The 15,429-nt window shown below is 44.9% G+C and carries 15 protein-coding genes and 3 pseudogenes; 15 read left to right on the top strand and 3 right to left on the bottom strand.

What is annotated here, in order from left to right; translation table 11 throughout:
• Positions 1 to 24: 24 nt before the first annotated feature.
• Positions 25 to 1,164 carry an IscS subfamily cysteine desulfurase gene (locus tag JCM21738_RS02345; protein ID WP_023627155.1) on the bottom strand — a complete coding sequence of 380 codons (1,140 nt, stop codon included), beginning with the start codon at positions 1,162 to 1,164 and terminating at the stop codon, positions 25 to 27.
• A 182-nt stretch (positions 1,165 to 1,346) separates the two neighbouring features.
• On the opposite strand from JCM21738_RS02345, the pseudogene JCM21738_RS26980 reads away from it, so the two are divergent.
• The 8 genes and pseudogenes from JCM21738_RS26980 to JCM21738_RS02310 all read left to right on the top strand — a co-directional run.
• A pseudogene (locus tag JCM21738_RS26980) lies at positions 1,347 to 2,455 on the top strand (FAD-binding protein); the annotation flags it as partial.
• 69 nt (positions 2,456 to 2,524) lie between these two features.
• Positions 2,525 to 3,067: a hypothetical protein gene (locus JCM21738_RS26975; protein ID WP_369385602.1), complete on the top strand. Its 543-nt coding sequence runs from the start codon at positions 2,525 to 2,527 to the stop codon at positions 3,065 to 3,067.
• On the top strand, positions 3,036 to 3,923 hold the full coding sequence (gene nadC / locus JCM21738_RS02335) for a carboxylating nicotinate-nucleotide diphosphorylase (RefSeq protein ID WP_023627157.1): 888 nt from the start codon (positions 3,036 to 3,038) through the stop codon (positions 3,921 to 3,923). The genes JCM21738_RS26975 and nadC overlap by 32 nt, the downstream gene beginning before the upstream one ends.
• A pseudogene (gene nadA / locus JCM21738_RS02330) lies at positions 3,889 to 4,994 on the top strand (quinolinate synthase NadA). Before nadC ends, nadA begins: the two are co-directional and overlap by 35 nt.
• Before the next feature lie 166 nt (positions 4,995 to 5,160).
• Positions 5,161 to 6,069: a SafA/ExsA family spore coat assembly protein gene (gene safA, locus JCM21738_RS26525; protein WP_052019540.1), complete on the top strand. Its 909-nt coding sequence runs from the start codon at positions 5,161 to 5,163 to the stop codon at positions 6,067 to 6,069.
• A 19-nt stretch (positions 6,070 to 6,088) separates the two neighbouring features.
• A complete protein-coding gene (locus JCM21738_RS22100) occupies positions 6,089 to 7,015 on the top strand; it encodes a polyadenylate binding domain-containing protein (protein WP_052019539.1) in 927 nt (308 codons plus the stop codon).
• Positions 6,966 to 7,985: a phosphotransferase gene (locus tag JCM21738_RS02315; protein ID WP_232215934.1), complete on the top strand. Its 1,020-nt coding sequence runs from the start codon at positions 6,966 to 6,968 to the stop codon at positions 7,983 to 7,985. The genes JCM21738_RS22100 and JCM21738_RS02315 overlap by 50 nt, the downstream gene beginning before the upstream one ends.
• Before the next feature lie 102 nt (positions 7,986 to 8,087).
• Positions 8,088 to 8,798, top strand: a complete 711-nt coding sequence (locus tag JCM21738_RS02310) for a YhcN/YlaJ family sporulation lipoprotein (RefSeq protein ID WP_023627161.1) — start codon at positions 8,088 to 8,090, stop codon at positions 8,796 to 8,798.
• A 104-nt stretch (positions 8,799 to 8,902) separates the two neighbouring features.
• On the opposite strand, the gene JCM21738_RS02305 is transcribed toward JCM21738_RS02310, so the two are convergent.
• Positions 8,903 to 9,082, bottom strand: a complete 180-nt coding sequence (locus JCM21738_RS02305; RefSeq protein ID WP_023627162.1) for a hypothetical protein — start codon at positions 9,080 to 9,082, stop codon at positions 8,903 to 8,905.
• Between the two features lie 152 nt (positions 9,083 to 9,234).
• Here JCM21738_RS02305 and JCM21738_RS02300 point away from each other — a divergent pair, with 152 nt between their 5' ends.
• The 7 genes and pseudogenes from JCM21738_RS02300 to yajC all read left to right on the top strand — a co-directional run bounded on the left by JCM21738_RS02300 (position 9,235) and on the right by yajC (position 14,773).
• Positions 9,235 to 9,795 (top strand): intercompartmental signaling factor BofC, encoded by a 561-nt coding sequence (locus JCM21738_RS02300; protein ID WP_023627163.1) that lies wholly within the window; start codon positions 9,235 to 9,237, stop codon positions 9,793 to 9,795.
• Positions 9,796 to 10,099: 304 nt separating this feature from the next.
• Complete coding sequence (gene ruvA / locus JCM21738_RS02295) at positions 10,100 to 10,708, top strand: Holliday junction branch migration protein RuvA (RefSeq protein WP_023627164.1); 609 nt, start codon at positions 10,100 to 10,102, stop codon at positions 10,706 to 10,708.
• 52 nt (positions 10,709 to 10,760) lie between these two features.
• Positions 10,761 to 11,762 carry a Holliday junction branch migration DNA helicase RuvB gene (gene ruvB, locus JCM21738_RS02290; RefSeq protein ID WP_023627165.1) on the top strand — a complete coding sequence of 334 codons (1,002 nt, stop codon included), beginning with the start codon at positions 10,761 to 10,763 and terminating at the stop codon, positions 11,760 to 11,762.
• A complete protein-coding gene (locus JCM21738_RS02285) occupies positions 11,759 to 11,965 on the top strand; it encodes a DUF2905 domain-containing protein (RefSeq protein ID WP_023627166.1) in 207 nt (68 codons plus the stop codon). Before ruvB ends, JCM21738_RS02285 begins: the two co-directional genes overlap by 4 nt.
• A gap of 40 nt (positions 11,966 to 12,005) precedes the next feature.
• Positions 12,006 to 13,033, top strand: a pseudogene (gene queA, locus JCM21738_RS02280) (tRNA preQ1(34) S-adenosylmethionine ribosyltransferase-isomerase QueA).
• A 258-nt stretch (positions 13,034 to 13,291) separates the two neighbouring features.
• Positions 13,292 to 14,431 (top strand): tRNA guanosine(34) transglycosylase Tgt, encoded by a 1,140-nt coding sequence (gene tgt, locus JCM21738_RS02275; RefSeq protein WP_023627168.1) that lies wholly within the window; start codon positions 13,292 to 13,294, stop codon positions 14,429 to 14,431.
• Between the two features lie 69 nt (positions 14,432 to 14,500).
• A complete protein-coding gene (gene yajC / locus JCM21738_RS02270; RefSeq protein WP_023627169.1) occupies positions 14,501 to 14,773 on the top strand; it encodes a preprotein translocase subunit YajC in 273 nt (90 codons plus the stop codon).
• Between the two features lie 185 nt (positions 14,774 to 14,958).
• On the opposite strand, the gene JCM21738_RS02265 is transcribed toward yajC, so the two are convergent.
• Positions 14,959 to 15,345, bottom strand: coding sequence for a TIGR04086 family membrane protein (locus JCM21738_RS02265; protein ID WP_023627170.1), 387 nt, complete (start codon positions 15,343 to 15,345; stop codon positions 14,959 to 14,961).
• Between the last annotated feature and the right edge of the window lie 84 nt (positions 15,346 to 15,429).

Here is a 15,429-nt window from a genome sequence, read left to right as displayed (position 1 = left end):
TTTTACCATAAAATCAGCTTGAAGTTAAACGGCGGACACCTGTGCGGTGATTGCAGCAAGCATTTTCCCAAGATTAACTGCATCTTCCTGCTGAGTTTCCCTCCCGAAAGATATTCTGAAAAATTCCTTGGCCTGTTTTCCTTTGATCCCCATTGCGGTCATGGTTTTCGCAGGTGACAGCATGCCTGTATGGCAAGCAGTTCCGGTGGAAATCGCAAAGCCCTTACGGTTGCATTCAAGCAGTACATATTGTCCTTCCAATCCCTTTATCGCCATTCCCATGATACCTGCAAGCTGTTCATCACCCTCTGTTCCAAAAATCTCGATTGAATCCCTGACTTCTGAAAGGGAATCGATAAGAGCTTCCCTCAGTTTATTAATTCCTTTCGTTTCTGTATCCATGAGGGAATATGCTTTTTGCGCCGCTGCTGTCATTGCAGCGATTCCCGGGACATTTACCGTGCCAGGCCTGAAGCCTTTTTCATGTACAGTTCCATCAATGTAAGGCTTCCAGGCAAGTTTCGGATTGACATAGGCCACTCCAGTTCCTTTTGGCCCGTAAAACTTATGGCCTGATATCGAAAGGGCATCTACCCAGCCGGCCAGTGGGGCAACGGGAATTTTTCCGAAGGTTTGTACACAATCCGTGTGAATGAGTATTCCATTTGAACTGCAATATTCAGCTATATTGATGATCGGCTGGATTGTTCCAACTTCTGGGTTGCCATGCTGAATCGAAACGAGCACAGTTTCGGGTCGGACAGCTTCGATAAAACTCGTAAGCTCAATTCTGCCATTTGAGTTCAAAGGGAGGAATGTGATTTCCCATCCTTCTCCTTCAAGTTTTTTCATTAGATTGTAGACGGAGGAATGTTCAGCTGCTCCGGTAACAATATGATTGCCGGTTTTTCTTTTACCAGAGAGGAGCGCCATAATCCCGAGATAATTCGCTTCAGATCCTCCACCTGTAAAATAAATCCCGTTCTCCTTAACATCGAGCAAGCTCGAGAATTCCTGTCTGCAGCCTTCCAATAGATTAGCAGAAGCACTGCCTGCTTCATGGAGGCTCTGACTATTCCCAAAATACTTTGTCGATGCCTGGATAAAAATTTCTGCCGCGTCCTGGTCAAGCGGACAAGTTGCCGCGTAATCGAAATATTTCATGGGTTCACTCCTATTCAATATTCATAGCTTGCTTGTGCCCGAAAATTTGATTGTTCTTGGTTTACGGTCACATGAAGTTCCAACATGTGCCCGAAAACTGACTTCCACTCCTATTACAGTCACAATCAGAGACTCAGTGCAGTTTCTCCCTGTCAAAATAAAAGTTCTTGTCAACAGTGTAAATGTGTGTAAATATAGATGTCAAGACACCTGTTAAACCAGGAGGCTATCATTATATGAAACAATTAGATGTAATCATTGTTGGCAGCGGGATTGCCGCACTACAATTGGCCAATAAATTAGCAAAGAGTTTAAATGTGATTATTCTCACAAAGAAGGAGCTGACAGCAGGGAATTCTTATCTTGCCCAGGGTGGGGTCGCTGCAGCGGTTGCACCGGGCGACGATCCTTACCTGCATTATCTCGACACAATTGAAGCGGGGGCTCACCATAATAACTCTGAAGCTGTACTTGAAATTACCAAAAAAGCACCGGAGTTGATCAAAGGATTATGGGAATCAGGCTGCCGCTTTGATGAAGACGGAGATGGAAAATTGCTTCTGGGGATGGAAGGGGCTCATAGTGAAAAAAGGATTGTCCACAGCGGAGGCGATGCGACCGGTAAGCATATGGTCGACTTTTTGCTCTCGAACCTGGATGCCAATATCTCAATTGAACAATCCACATTTGTATATGAGCTGATTTTAGACAGTGATGCAACTCGCTGTATCGGTGTTAAATCTAAGCGCATGGATGGAACGAATGAAACTTATCTTGCTCCCCACGTTGTTCTTGCTACGGGCGGCTGCGGGCAGGTCTTTGCCTTCACCTCTAATGCCGAGACGGCAACCGGGGATGGAATGGCGCTGGCATACAGGCAGGTGCCGAGCTTGCCGACATGGAATTTGTTCAGTTCCATCCTACACTTCTTTATGTGGATGGAAAGACGAGAGGCCTCATATCTGAAGCGGTAAGAGGTGAAGGTGCCGTTCTTGTTACCGCTGAAGGAAAGCGGATCATGGAAGGAATTCATCCGTTGAAGGACCTGGCACCGCGGCATATTGTCTCGCAAACCATTTATGACTACTCGCGAAGAGGAATTCAAATCTATCTAGATATCACAACTATCCCTGATTTCAGCAGCCGCTTCCCAACGATCAGCAAGCTTTGTACGAAGCATGGGATAGCTATTGGAAAAGGCCTGATCCCTGTTGTGCCTGGGAGCCACTTTATCATGGGCGGGATAAAGAGCGATTTGCAGGGCCGAACCAGTATCCCCGGACTGTATGCGATTGGTGAAGCGGCATGTACAGGAATCCACGGAGCAAATAGACTGGCGAGCAACTCCTTGTTAGAAGGCATGTTTGTTGGCGGAAATCTTGCTGATTGGCTCAACAGCCATCAATTTGCCAAACGAGAAGAAGCAAAGATTACGGGCATCCATAAACAAAACGCCAAACGAGAAGAAGTAAGTATTATAGAAAATCAAGCTCTTATAACCGCAGACAACATGCTGGAAAGCCGTAATCAAATCGTATTCAGCGGCGTGCTCCCAGATATTTCTTCCCTAAAACAAACAATGATGGACCGGACAGGGATTGTCCGTACAAAGGAATTGCTGACCTTACAAGATGATTGGCTCGCCCAGTTCAGCCTGGACCAATGGCTAGAGGCTCGGCTGGACAGCTTGGAGCCCTCTGAACTAAACAGGCTGTTCATGTATATCACCGCATCTTTGATTACAAAGGCGGCTTTGGAAAGGACAGAAAGCAGGGGAGGGCACTATCGGAGAGATTTTCCCCATGAAGATAACGCCAATTGGATGAAGAAACAAATCATCCATCAACGAAAAAACGTAAAGGATGGTAAGCATGAATTCAATCAAACTGCGCTTGCTACTTGAACAATTTTTTATTGAAGATATTGGTGAACGCGATGTCACCAGTGAACTGATTTTCGGAAAAGAAAATATAGGCAGTCTCGTGTTAATCGCCAAGGATGAAGGGATTTTCTGTGGTGAGCAAATCATCCATACAGGCTTCAAGCTGCTTGATGAGAGCAGTCAGATTACCCTGAATGTGAAAGATGGAGAGAAAGTTGTTAAGTGGCAAGAACTTGCCTTGGTCACCGGCAGGGTTTCCGATTTGCTGAAAGCAGAAAGGGTCGTCCTAAACCTTGTACAGCGAATGAGCGGGATTGCGACGAAAACGAATGAGGCTGTCAAAGTATTGAACAGCGAAAAAACGAGAATCTGTGATACACGCAAAACTACGCCGGGTCTGAGGATGCTTGAGAAGTATGCAGTTCGGTGCGGCGGAGGCTTTAATCATCGTTACGGGTTGTATGACGCTGTGATGATCAAGGATAACCACATCTCATTCGCAGGCTCAATCAGCAATGCTGTTGAAGCAGTTAGGTCCAATCTTGGGCATATGGTGAAGGTCGAGGTTGAGATTGAAACTAAGGATCAGCTTCTTGAAGCGATTGCCTCAAAAGTTGACTGCATCATGTTCGATAACAGGCCGCCTGAACAAATCAAGGAATGGATCGGCAATGTTCCAGCAGGGATTTTAACAGAAGCATCTGGAGGCATTACGCTCGATAACCTCCATAGCTATAGAGATTGCGGTGTGGATTATATTTCTCTCGGATTCCTCACGCACTCTGTAAAATCATTGGATATTAGTGCAAAAGTGATGGCTGAAACGAAAGGGGCTGTAGCATATGAATATATTGGAGGCGCTCGAAGCGAAATCTAAGATGCTTCCTGATAAGTATAAAAATATGTCGGTACAGGAACTGGAGGACATGATCAAGGGTATTAAGGAGAAAATGGGGAAGAAACTTTTTATCCCAGGTCATCATTATCAAAAAGATGAAGTCATTCAATTCGCCGATGCGACAGGGGATTCATTGAAATTAGCCCAGCTGTCGGCAGAGAACAGGGAAGCGGAACATATTGTGTTCTGCGGCGTCCATTTCATGGCTGAGACGGCAGATATTTTAACAACCGAAAGCCAGAAGGTCTACCTTCCAGATATGAGGGCGGGCTGTTCGATGGCGGATATGCAGATATTTACCAGACAGAAAGAGCCTGGGAGTTCCTGCAGGTGCTGTTTGGGGACACGATTTTGCCGTTGACGTATGTGAACTCCACAGCAGCAATCAAATCATTTGTCGGAGCGAATGGCGGGGCAACTGTGACCTCCTCCAACGCTGAGAAGATGGTCCGCTGGGCTTTTTCAAAAAAGGAACGCTTGCTCTTCCTTCCAGATCAGCATTTAGGAAGGAATACGGCTTTTAATATCGGGATTGGGCTTGATGAAATGGCTATTTACAATCCGAATGAAAATATTCTTGAGTATGACGGCCCGCTTGAAAAAGTGAAGGTGATACTCTGGAAAGGGCATTGCTCTGTTCATGAGAATTTTACAGTGCAAAATATCGCTCATGTCCGTGAAGCTTACCCGGACATGAAGATCATTGTCCACCCTGAATGCACTCGTGAGGTTGTTGCTCTATCTGATATGGCAGGCTCAACTAATTATATTATTGAAGAGATCGAAGCTTCTCCTGCCGGCTCATCCTGGGCGGTCGGGACAGAAATGAATCTGGTTAACCGCCTGATTTCACAACACCCGGATAAGCAGATTATTTCTTTGAACCCACATATGTGCCCATGCTTGACAATGAATAGAATCGACCTGCAGCATCTTGCCTGGAGCCTTGATTCAGTTGTCCAGGGGCAGGAAACTAATCTTATAAAAGTGGATGAAAAAACAGCATTTAATGCGAAGCTTGCCCTAAACCGCATGCTTGAGCAATCTTAAATTGGAATCCTTCCCAGGCCGGGGAGGATTTTTTTATGGGAAAAGCTTAATCTCCTGCTGAAAAACATATTTATTTACATAGAAGCATAAGTTTTTTTGAAGATTGTTAGCAATTTGCCCACACCAACATAGAATATATGGACTTATGCCATAGGAGGGAATCAGAGTGAAAATCCATATCGTACAGAAAGGGGATACTCTTTGGAAGATCGCTAAGAAGTACGGCGTGAACTTTGAAGAGCTGAAAAAGATGAACGCGCAGCTCAGCAACCCTGATATGATTATGCCCGGTATGAAAATAAAAGTTCCAACTGCTGGAGGAACAGTAAAAAAAGAAGCTCCAATCGCAGGTGGCACGCCTCAAGCAAAAATCAATATGGGTGGCAAAAAGGAAATGCCGATTGCCAAAGAGAAACCAATGCCAGAAATGAAGAAAGAAGTTCCGAAAGAGGCTCCAGTTAAGGAACAGCCGAAAAAGGAAATGCCTAAACCGGTTAAGAAGGAAGAGCCTGTTAAACCATATAAACCTAAGATGCCAGTGCAAATTAAACCGGAGATTGATATCAACAATTACTATATGATGAATATGGCCAATATGCAGATGCCGCCGCAGCCAAAGCCACAGCCAAAACCACAACCGAAGTTACCGCCTAAGCCAGACAATATCTTCCCGGAAGTAAAACCAGAGGTAAAGCCTGAAGTCAAGGCTCCAGTCAAGCAGCAGGTCAAACCACAGGTTAAGCAAGAGGTAAAGCCTCAGCTGCCAAAAGCTGAGATGAAACCTAATGTGAAACCAGAAATTAAGCCCGAGATAAAAATTGAAAAGAATGATTTCATGGATGAATCACCATCAATGATGCCATTCGTTCAAGGAGGTTACCAGCAGCCGATGATCCCTTATCCTTATAACTGTTATCCAGGTGCGCCTTCCATGACTGGTCCCGCATATGGCTATCCAGGACAGCAAATGCCATACCCTCAGGTACAGGGAATGTCCCAGTACCCGGGAATGATGCCAAATATGGCAATGCCAGCCGAAGATATGGAATCATCATCTTTGCCCAGATGCCTTTGAGCCGGGTATGGGAGAAAATATGCCTCATCAAGCTGCACCACAAATGACAGGTCCAGTCTTCCATGGTATGCCGATTTCGCCGGTTATGCCTGGACCAGGCTACTGCCCGCCGTATGAGCAGGGATATCCGCAACAGATGCCATACATGCCTCAGGTAGCAGGTGCGATGGAGGATCAGATGCCAATGCAGCCACAAGTTGGCGGAATGATGAATAATCAGCACATGCCACAGGTGGGCGGAATGATGGATAATCAATCAATGCCACAAGTCGGTGGCATGATGGATGATGAATCATCAGAAATGCCAATGCCGCAGATGCCACAAGTCGGTGGCATGATGGGTAACCAAATGCCGCAGGTAGGCGGGATGATGCAGGGTCAGATGCCGCATCAAATGCCGCAGGTAGGCGGGATGATGCAGGGTCAGATGCCGCATCAAATGCCGCAGGTAGGCGGAATGATGCAGGGCCAGATGCCGCATCAAATGCCGCAGGTCGGTGGAATGATGGATAATCAAATGCCGATGATGCCGCAGGTAGGCGGAATGATGGATAATCAAATGCCGATGATGCCGCAGGTAGGCGGAATGATGGATAATCAAATGCCACAGGTGGGCGGAATGATGAAGCAGCCAATGATGCCTAAGCAGGCAGTGCAGGGTGCCGGCTATGATTGTGGCTGCGAAGGTCAGATGGGCAATCCTTATGGTTTGATGGGAGCGGGTATGCATCATCCACACCACCTGCATCATGGATATCCAGGTGCTCCAGGTATGCATCCACACCACATGCATCACGCTTATCAAGGGGCTCCAGGCATGCAGCTTCACCCACATCAGATGGGCATGGGCCCGCAGGGGTTCATGAATCCTTATGGAGCAGGTCCAATGGGTGGATATGGTATGCCGAGGCCGCGTTACGAAGATGAAGAGAGCAATGAATATTAACATCAAGAGAGGTGGAGACGATTATTTTCTCAATCGTCTCTTCTCTTATTTAACAAGCGAACTCGAAGTTGAAATCAAAGAGATAACTCAATTAAGAGGAAATGTCTATCTCGTTGAAACAGTGGAAAGGCATTTTATCCTAAAAGGGTATAAAGATCTGCGGAAGTTAAAGATTCAAGAAGCATTTGTTTCATCTTTACGAAAAACCGGTTTTGACCATTCTTATCGATTTTATAATCAGAATAAAGATCCTCTTCATTTCCATGGTTCATACTATGGTTGTATTGAATATATAGACCATAATGAAATGCGTTTTGATTACGGTGTCCAAGCTGACAGAGAGAAAGGCGTTGAACTTCTGAATAGGTTCCATGACCATACTTCTGTTCTTGTTCCTTCATATGCTGGGATGCTGCCGAAAACAGATTTAGCGAGAAAATGGCGACATCGAAAAACCGAATTTGCAAAAAACCTCTCAGGAGTTAATTTCTATGTAAAAAAAGCCATAATCGAAGAGGTGCTCGAATGGGCGGATTTTTCACTTGGGAATTTCGTGAGATTGAAAAGTGAGCTTGAAACAGGGCTACCAGTTATCCTCCATGGAGATGTTGCTCATCATAATTTTCTTCGATCAAAGGAAGGGAAGTTGCACTTAATTGATTTTGATTTGATCAGCTCTGGTTCAAGAGGATATGATATGCTGCAGTATGCAAACCGTATCCTGCCATATTTGGATTGGCAGTTTGAATCACTGGAAAAAATATCCTATTTGAATAAATGGTTGGATTCTGACGCCTTTTTATACGGGCTATTGTATCCTGCAGATATTTTAAGGGAATGGAACCGCTTGTTAAGGAACAGAAACCAGACACATCCTTATAGCCTGGCACCAATCGTTGAAATGACTGTCGGTCAGTTTCAGCAAAGGAAACAATTCCAGGAAGAAGTTAAATCAAGATTGAATGATTAGGTTTTTGGACGTATCTGTCAGAATGAAAACCCAGCCCCAACCACACTCTAATAATGAGCATGAAAAAAAGTGCTCATTTTAGCTAGGATGGGGGTTTTTCGATTGAACAAAAGGATGTTATTCGTACCTTTGGCTTCCTTGCTCACCTTAGGGCTGACAGCATGTAACGGAAATGATGATGCCGCTGTTCAAAGCCAAAATGCCGATGGTGCGCAGCCACTTGGCTATTACTCGAATGAAAGAGGAAATGAAATTGATGTGATGGATGATCGAGAGGGTGCGATCACGGAAATTTTTGACCATAATTTTGGGAAAGAGGGAATGGCTGCCGAAAACCGGAAGCGGAGGATGCTCCAGTCGCGTGATGAAAATGGCAACCCTCCGAATCCAACCGTCCCTCGCTCCGATCATGACCATAACTTTTTCCAAAGAGATAATAAATATAGCCGCGGTGATTTGAATTACCATGGACATCTAAGCGAGCACAGGGGAAGCGGCCAGGCAAGGATCTACAATAATACCGAACAAGATAACAAATTGGCTCGGAAAGTAGGCATTGCTGCAGAGTCCGTCGAAAATGTCGATAAAGTGAGATCTGTTTTGTTTGGCCGGAAAGTTGAAGTTGCCGTGACTTATAAAGATAAGTCATTGAAAAAACAAACAGACAAGAAAATCAGGAAGGCAGTTCTTCCATATATTGAAGGCAGAGAGCTGCGAATCATCGAGGATGAAGGAACCTTCAGCAGATCAAGGAATATTGATTATGACCGGAAGAATGGGAATCCGAGAGAAAGCATAAACTTCAACCCATAATCACAGATAGAAGCAGAGTCATATCTTGCCTTCTATTTTCATTCTTAAAAGAATTATTTAATAATTTTTTGTTGATAAATATATATGGTTTTCTTAATCCAGCTTCAGCGCCTAGCCCCTCGAGTCGCTTGTCTAGTGGCGCCTCCTAGAAACTCCGAAACTTCAACTCCGCCGGCAGAAGCAAAAAGCGCTTCTTTGTCGGAGTCTCCAGTTTCTGCGTTTCTGGACAATCGGCTACACATTTCGATTTCGATCCGCCCAATGAAGTCAAAGAACGATTTCACCGGTCGGCCCTCCAGCGCTTGTCGGGGCTGAACGAGGGGCTTGTGCTTTTTGTTATGCCCTTTTCTAGAAAGGATAAATAAGATAATTTTGGCTAAACTATTAGTGGAAAAGAAATTGAACAAATTTTAGCAAATAAGAGAGGTGGACAGCAATGGCTTCAATCAAATTATTAAAAACGTTCAGTACAGCTGTTATACTCCTAATGGGTCTATCGGGATACAGTTTGGTACTTCAGACAGAGCCGGTTTTTGCTGAGAAGCCTGAAGAAGCAGTCCATGCAATCCATGAACCTCTTAAGGTCACAATCATTTTGCAAAGGGTTTATCTTGATGGTGAAATGAGTGAGGAACGTATTGAAGAAACGTTTTGGTCAATGGAAGACTTTTGGGCCAAATATGACGAATGGCAGCTAGTAGATATGGAAGCGAATAAGGCTGTGTTCAAACAGGAATATGATGATATATCGCCGTTATTGAAAGCAAACGGATATTTCGGATTGTCAGATGAAGGGGTACTTACTATTTTTAATGGAAGGCCTGATGGTTCGAATATCATTCAATCGTTCTTTCAAATCGACCTTGGCAGACTTGAAAGCATTAAACGAGATCAATTGAAAAAAGGGATTCCAATCCGGAATAAACAATGCTATGAAGATGTATTGGAGACTTTTAAACCATATACGGTGAGGGAAAACAGTGAAGAGCCGGGCTGACTGGCTCTTATTTGTGTTTCCTTAAGGTTTCGGAGAGATTTTATTATTGTTTAAGAAAGTATAAATTTATCCACTTTGATTAGTGTCTAGCTCCAGCGCCTAGCCCCTCAAGACGTTTCGGTCCGCCAGATGAAGTCAAAAAGCGACTTCACCGGTCGGCCCTCCAACGTTTGTCGGGGCTGACCAAGGCGCTTGCCCTTTTCTTATAAAAATGATCATACGTTCGCTTTTCCGCATATTTTTATTCATACCTTTTAAAAGAGTATGTTAAAATGAGTTACAGCAAAGCAGAGGGGCGAGTGTATTGTATGAATTCATAAAAGGTACCGTCGATTTCGTCGGTCCTGAATATATAGTCATTGAAAACAACGGGATTGGGTATCAAATCATGACACCAAATCCATTTGCATTCACAAAAGAAGCAGGTAAAGAGATTTGTATTTTTACATATCATTATGTCAGAGAAGATCTGATGGCCCTCTATGGATTCAAAAATCGTGAGGAAAAAGCACTTTTCACAAGACTCTTGAATGTCTCGGGAATCGGTCCAAAAGGGGCACTGGCCATCCTTGCCTCAGGAGAACCAGGACAAGTGGTTCAGGCTATTGAAAGTGAAGATGAGTCTTTCCTGGTAAAGTTCCCTGGTGTTGGGAAGAAGACTGCAAGACAAATGATCCTCGATTTAAAGGGAAAGCTGCATGATCTTGTGCCGGATTATTTCCCTAACCTTTTCAATTCGGACGAGGTTGCTGCCACCATAAGCCAGTCGACCGAGTTTGATGAAGCTGTATTGGCACTGAAGGCACTTGGCTACTCAGAAAAAGAAATTCGCAAAATCACTCCAGAGTTGAAGAAAGAAAAGTTGACGACAGACCAATATATCAAGAAAGCATTACAGAAGCTATTAAAGTAACGCTGTGTTAAAAATGATCTGTTAACCAGCTTATTAGAAGGGTGAGAAACAGATGGAAGAACGAATCCTCTGCAGTGAAGCGGGCGACCAGGATGTTTCATTTGAGCAGAGCCTGCGACCGCAGACACTGAGGCAATATATCGGTCAGGATAAAGTCAAAGCAAATCTTGAAGTGTTTATCGAAGCGGCTAAAATGAGGCGTGAAACACTGGACCATGTGCTGCTTTATGGACCGCCTGGTTTGGGTAAGACAACGCTGGCGGCAATTATCGCCAACGAAATGGGCGTCAGCCTCAGGACCACATCCGGACCTGCGATCGAAAGGCCTGGTGACCTGGCAGCCATCCTGACGGCATTGGAACCTGGCGATGTCCTGTTCATTGATGAAATTCACAGGCTTCCTAGAACGATCGAGGAAGTACTCTATCCTGCCATGGAAGACTTTTGCCTTGATATCGTCATTGGGAAAGGGCCAAGTGCCAGATCTGTCAGGCTTGACCTTCCCCCGTTCACGCTTGTTGGTGCGACAACCCGAGCTGGTTCGCTGTCAGCTCCATTAAGAGACAGGTTTGGAGTTTTGAGCCGTTTGGAATACTATAATGAGAAACAGCTTACTGATATTGTCGTCAGGACAGCTGAGCTTCTGGAAACTGACATCGACTGGCCGGCTGCTCAGGAGCTAGCAAGGAGATCCCGAGGGACACCGAGGATCGCCAACCGCCTATTGAAGCGAGTACGCGACTTTGCGCAGGTGCGCGGCAATGGCGCCGTAGAGGAAACTCTTGCCCAGGAAGCATTGGAACTGATGCAGGTAGACCGCTTGGGGCTAGACCATATTGACCATAAATTGCTCAAAGGCATCATCGAAAAATATCGCGGCGGTCCCGTCGGGTTAGAGACTATCTCTGCAACCATTGGAGAGGAATCGCAGACGATTGAAGATGTGTATGAACCATATTTATTGCAGATCGGTTTTTTGCAGAGAACTCCAAGGGGAAGAATTGTAACGGAGGCAGTTTACCGACATTTTCAAATGGAGGTGCCTGAACGATGACAGGAGCGGCAAAATTCGTGATGATCGCGGGAGCAGCCATTTTCATCATTGGGTTCATCATGCAGTTTGTCAATTTTGGAAGGCTGCCAGGAGACATCGTCATTAAAAAAGGCAACACGACCTTTTACTTTCCAATCGTGACGTCCATCCTGGCAAGCATTATCTTATCTGCGATCTTTTACTTTATTGGACGATTAAGATGAAAACAACAAAATATAAAGAAAACTTAGTAAGGGTGACAACATGAAAGTAGACTTGTTTGATTTCCATTTGCCAGAGGAACTAATTGCCCAGACTCCGCTTGAACAAAGAGCGGAAAGCAGGCTGATGATCTTAAATAAAGAATCGGGCAAAATAGAACATGATGTTTTCAAGAACATCAAAAACTATCTCAATCCGGGTGACTGCCTCGTCCTGAATGACACAAAAGTTCTTCCGGCAAGGCTTTTTGGCATGAAAGAAGACACGGGAGCAAAAATTGAGGTCCTACTCCTGAAACAGCTAGATGGAGATGAGTGGGAAACGCTTATCAAGCCGGCGAAGAGAGTGAAGGAAGGCACAAAAATCGTCTTTGGAGACGGATTATTGACCGCAGAATGCACAGGGGAAGCTGAACATGGCGGCAGGAATCTGAAATTTTCATATGACGGTATTTTCTATGAAGTGCTGGAACAGCTTGGTGAAATGCCTCTGCCTCCTTATATCAAGGAGCAGCTGGAGGATAAGGACAGATACCAGACAGTTTTCGCAAGGGAAAGAGGTTCTGCAGCGGCACCGACGGCTGGCTTGCATTTTACGGAGGAACTGCTTGAGGAAATTAAGGAAATGGGCATCCATATTGCTTTATCACTCTTCACGTGGGTTTGGGAACATTCAGGCCTGTCAGTGTTGATTCGATCGAAGAGCATGACATGCATTCAGAGTTTTACCAGGTGACAGAAGGAACGGCATTGCTGTTGAACTCTGTACGCGAGCAGGGCGGACGTATCATTACCGTGGGAACAACCTCAACGCGTACGCTTGAAACCATTGCCACTGCCAATGATGGTAAATTTGTCGCTGAAACTGGCTGGACCAATATCTTTATTTATCCTGGATATGAGTTCAAAGCAATTGATGGGATGATTACCAACTTCCATCTTCCCAAATCGACGTTAATCATGCTTGTGAGTGCTTTGGCTGGACGCGATAATGTCCTTAATGCCTATAATAATGCAGTAGAGGAAAGGTATCGCTTTTTCAGCTTCGGCGATGCAATGTTGATATTATAGTTTTCTCATGCTTTTCGTAACGCTCTTTTCTCAAACTTTGTTGATATTAAATATAAAATTGAATTGAATTACCTATATTCCTTCGTAAAGTTGACGGTTCTTTTGAGAAAAGAACATGCAAACTTAATAACGACCTGCAAAATGGGTATGCATTACGTTAAAATCGGCTTTAGGATTTTAACAACAATCTTTACGAAAACAGCTTTTCGTAAAATAGAAACATATAGTGAATTTGTACTTCTGGAAGGAGCTTAAACATTGTCCGCAATCCGTTACGAATTAATTAAGACCTGTAAGCAAACAGGAGCAAGGCTCGGGCGTGTACATACGCCTCATGGGTCCTTTGAAACTCCTGTCTTCATGCCGGTAGGCACATTGGCTACCGTTAAAACAATGTCACCTGAAGAATTGGTCCAGATGGGTGCAGGAATCATCCTGAGTAACACTTACCATCTTTGGTTAAGGCCAGGCCATGAAATAGTCAAGGAGGCAGGCGGCCTGCATAAATTCATGAACTGGGACCGAGCCATCCTTACAGATTCAGGCGGATTCCAGGTGTTCTCTTTGAGCGAGTTCAGGAAAATCGAAGAGGAAGGCGTCCACTTCCGCAACCATTTGAACGGGGACAAGCTTTTCCTTTCTCCCGAAAAAGCAATGGAAATCCAGAACGCCCTCGGGTCAGATATCATGATGGCATTCGATGAGTGCCCGCCATACCCTGCTGAATATGATTATATGAAAAAGTCGGTAGAACGGACCTCTCGCTGGGCAGAGCGCTGCCTGACAGCGCACCAGCGTCCACAGGACCAGGGTTTATTTGGAATCGTCCAGGGCGGAGAATATGAGGAATTAAGAAAGCAGAGTGCGAAGGACCTTGTTTCAATGGACTTCCCTGGCTATGCTGTCGGGGGCCTTTCAGTCGGCGAACCGAAGGATGTCATGGACAGAGTGCTGGAATTCACCACACCATGGCTGCCAACGGATAAGCCGCGCTATCTAATGGGGGTAGGTTCACCAGATTCATTGATTGATGGTGCCATCCGCGGAATTGATATGTTTGATTGTGTGCTGCCAACTCGTATTGCCAGGAATGGCACATTGATGACGAGCGAGGGAAGATTGGTCGTCAAGAACGCGAAATTCGCGCGTGATTTTGGACCATTAGATCCGAACTGCGATTGCTACACGTGCAAGAATTACAGCAGGGCGTACATCCGCCACTTGATTAAAACGGATGAATCGTTTGGAATTCGACTTACTTCTTACCATAATCTCTATTTTCTGTTAAAATTAATGGAGCAGGTCAGACAGGCAATCCGTGAAGACCGTCTGGGGGATTTTAGAGAAGAGTTCTTTGAGCAATATGGCTACAATAAGCCGAATGCCAAAAACTTCTAAATAAACTGCTTTTAATAAGGCTGTTTCGCTATGCGGACAATGCCAACCAATGAAAGGAGTGAAAAATGAATGGAAGGATTATTAGGTACAGTATTCCCGCTATTGCTGATGTTTGTATTGTTCTACTTTTTACTGATCCGCCCTCAACAAAAGAGGCAAAAAGCGGTTCAGCAAATGCAACGCGACTTGCAAAAAGGTGATAAGGTAGTAACAATAGGCGGTTTGCATGGATTTGTTGATGCACTTGATGAAGGCACTGTTGTCATCAAATGTGGAGACGGAAGCCGTCTTACATATGACCGCGCGGCGATTCGCGATGTCAAGGAATCAGCAGGAATATAACTAAAAGCGAAAGCGCCTTGTCCAGCCCCGACAAGCGTTGGAGGGCCGACCGGTGAAGTCGTTCTTTGACTTCATTGGGCGGACCGAAACGACTCGAGGGGCTAGGCGCTGGAGCTAGAAAGTTATCGAAGTGAAATAAACGTTCTTATCTAACGAAAAAAGAAGCGAACTCTGTTCGCTTCTTTTTATGCCTTCGATGGACCGCCGACGATGTTTACCCCGAGGATACCTCCCATCATTGCCGTAAGTATATAGCAAATATGGTAGATAACTTGTTCAAGTGTGAATAAACTGTCATAACCCAGGTATTGGAACAGAAAAATTATCAGAGAATAAGCCAGCCCCGTAGTTCCTCCGATCATCCAGCCTTTTTCTTTTCCGTTCCCGCCAGTGATAAAGCCGCCGATGAAAATGGATAAAAAAGATATAGATGTCATGATGTATTGAAGCGAAGACTCTTGGACGGAAGTGAACCTTAAAAGAAGAGAAAATATCAAACTGCTCATGATTGCCAATAGGAATATTGCAATCACCCCGTACAGGACGGCCCTGCCTAAACTTTTGGATTCCATTAACCCCTCTCCTCTCTAATCTATTTCCTCTAAACGGGAATTGCCTAGTACAAGCATATTCATGAAAATGGACAAATAGAATCA

The sequence above is a fragment of the Mesobacillus boroniphilus JCM 21738 genome (assembly GCF_000517385.1).
GTDB classification, from domain to species: domain Bacteria; phylum Bacillota; class Bacilli; order Bacillales; family Cytobacillaceae; genus Mesobacillus; species Mesobacillus boroniphilus.
The sequence above is the reverse complement of the archived record's forward strand: the minus strand, read 5'-3'. Positions and strand labels throughout refer to the sequence as shown.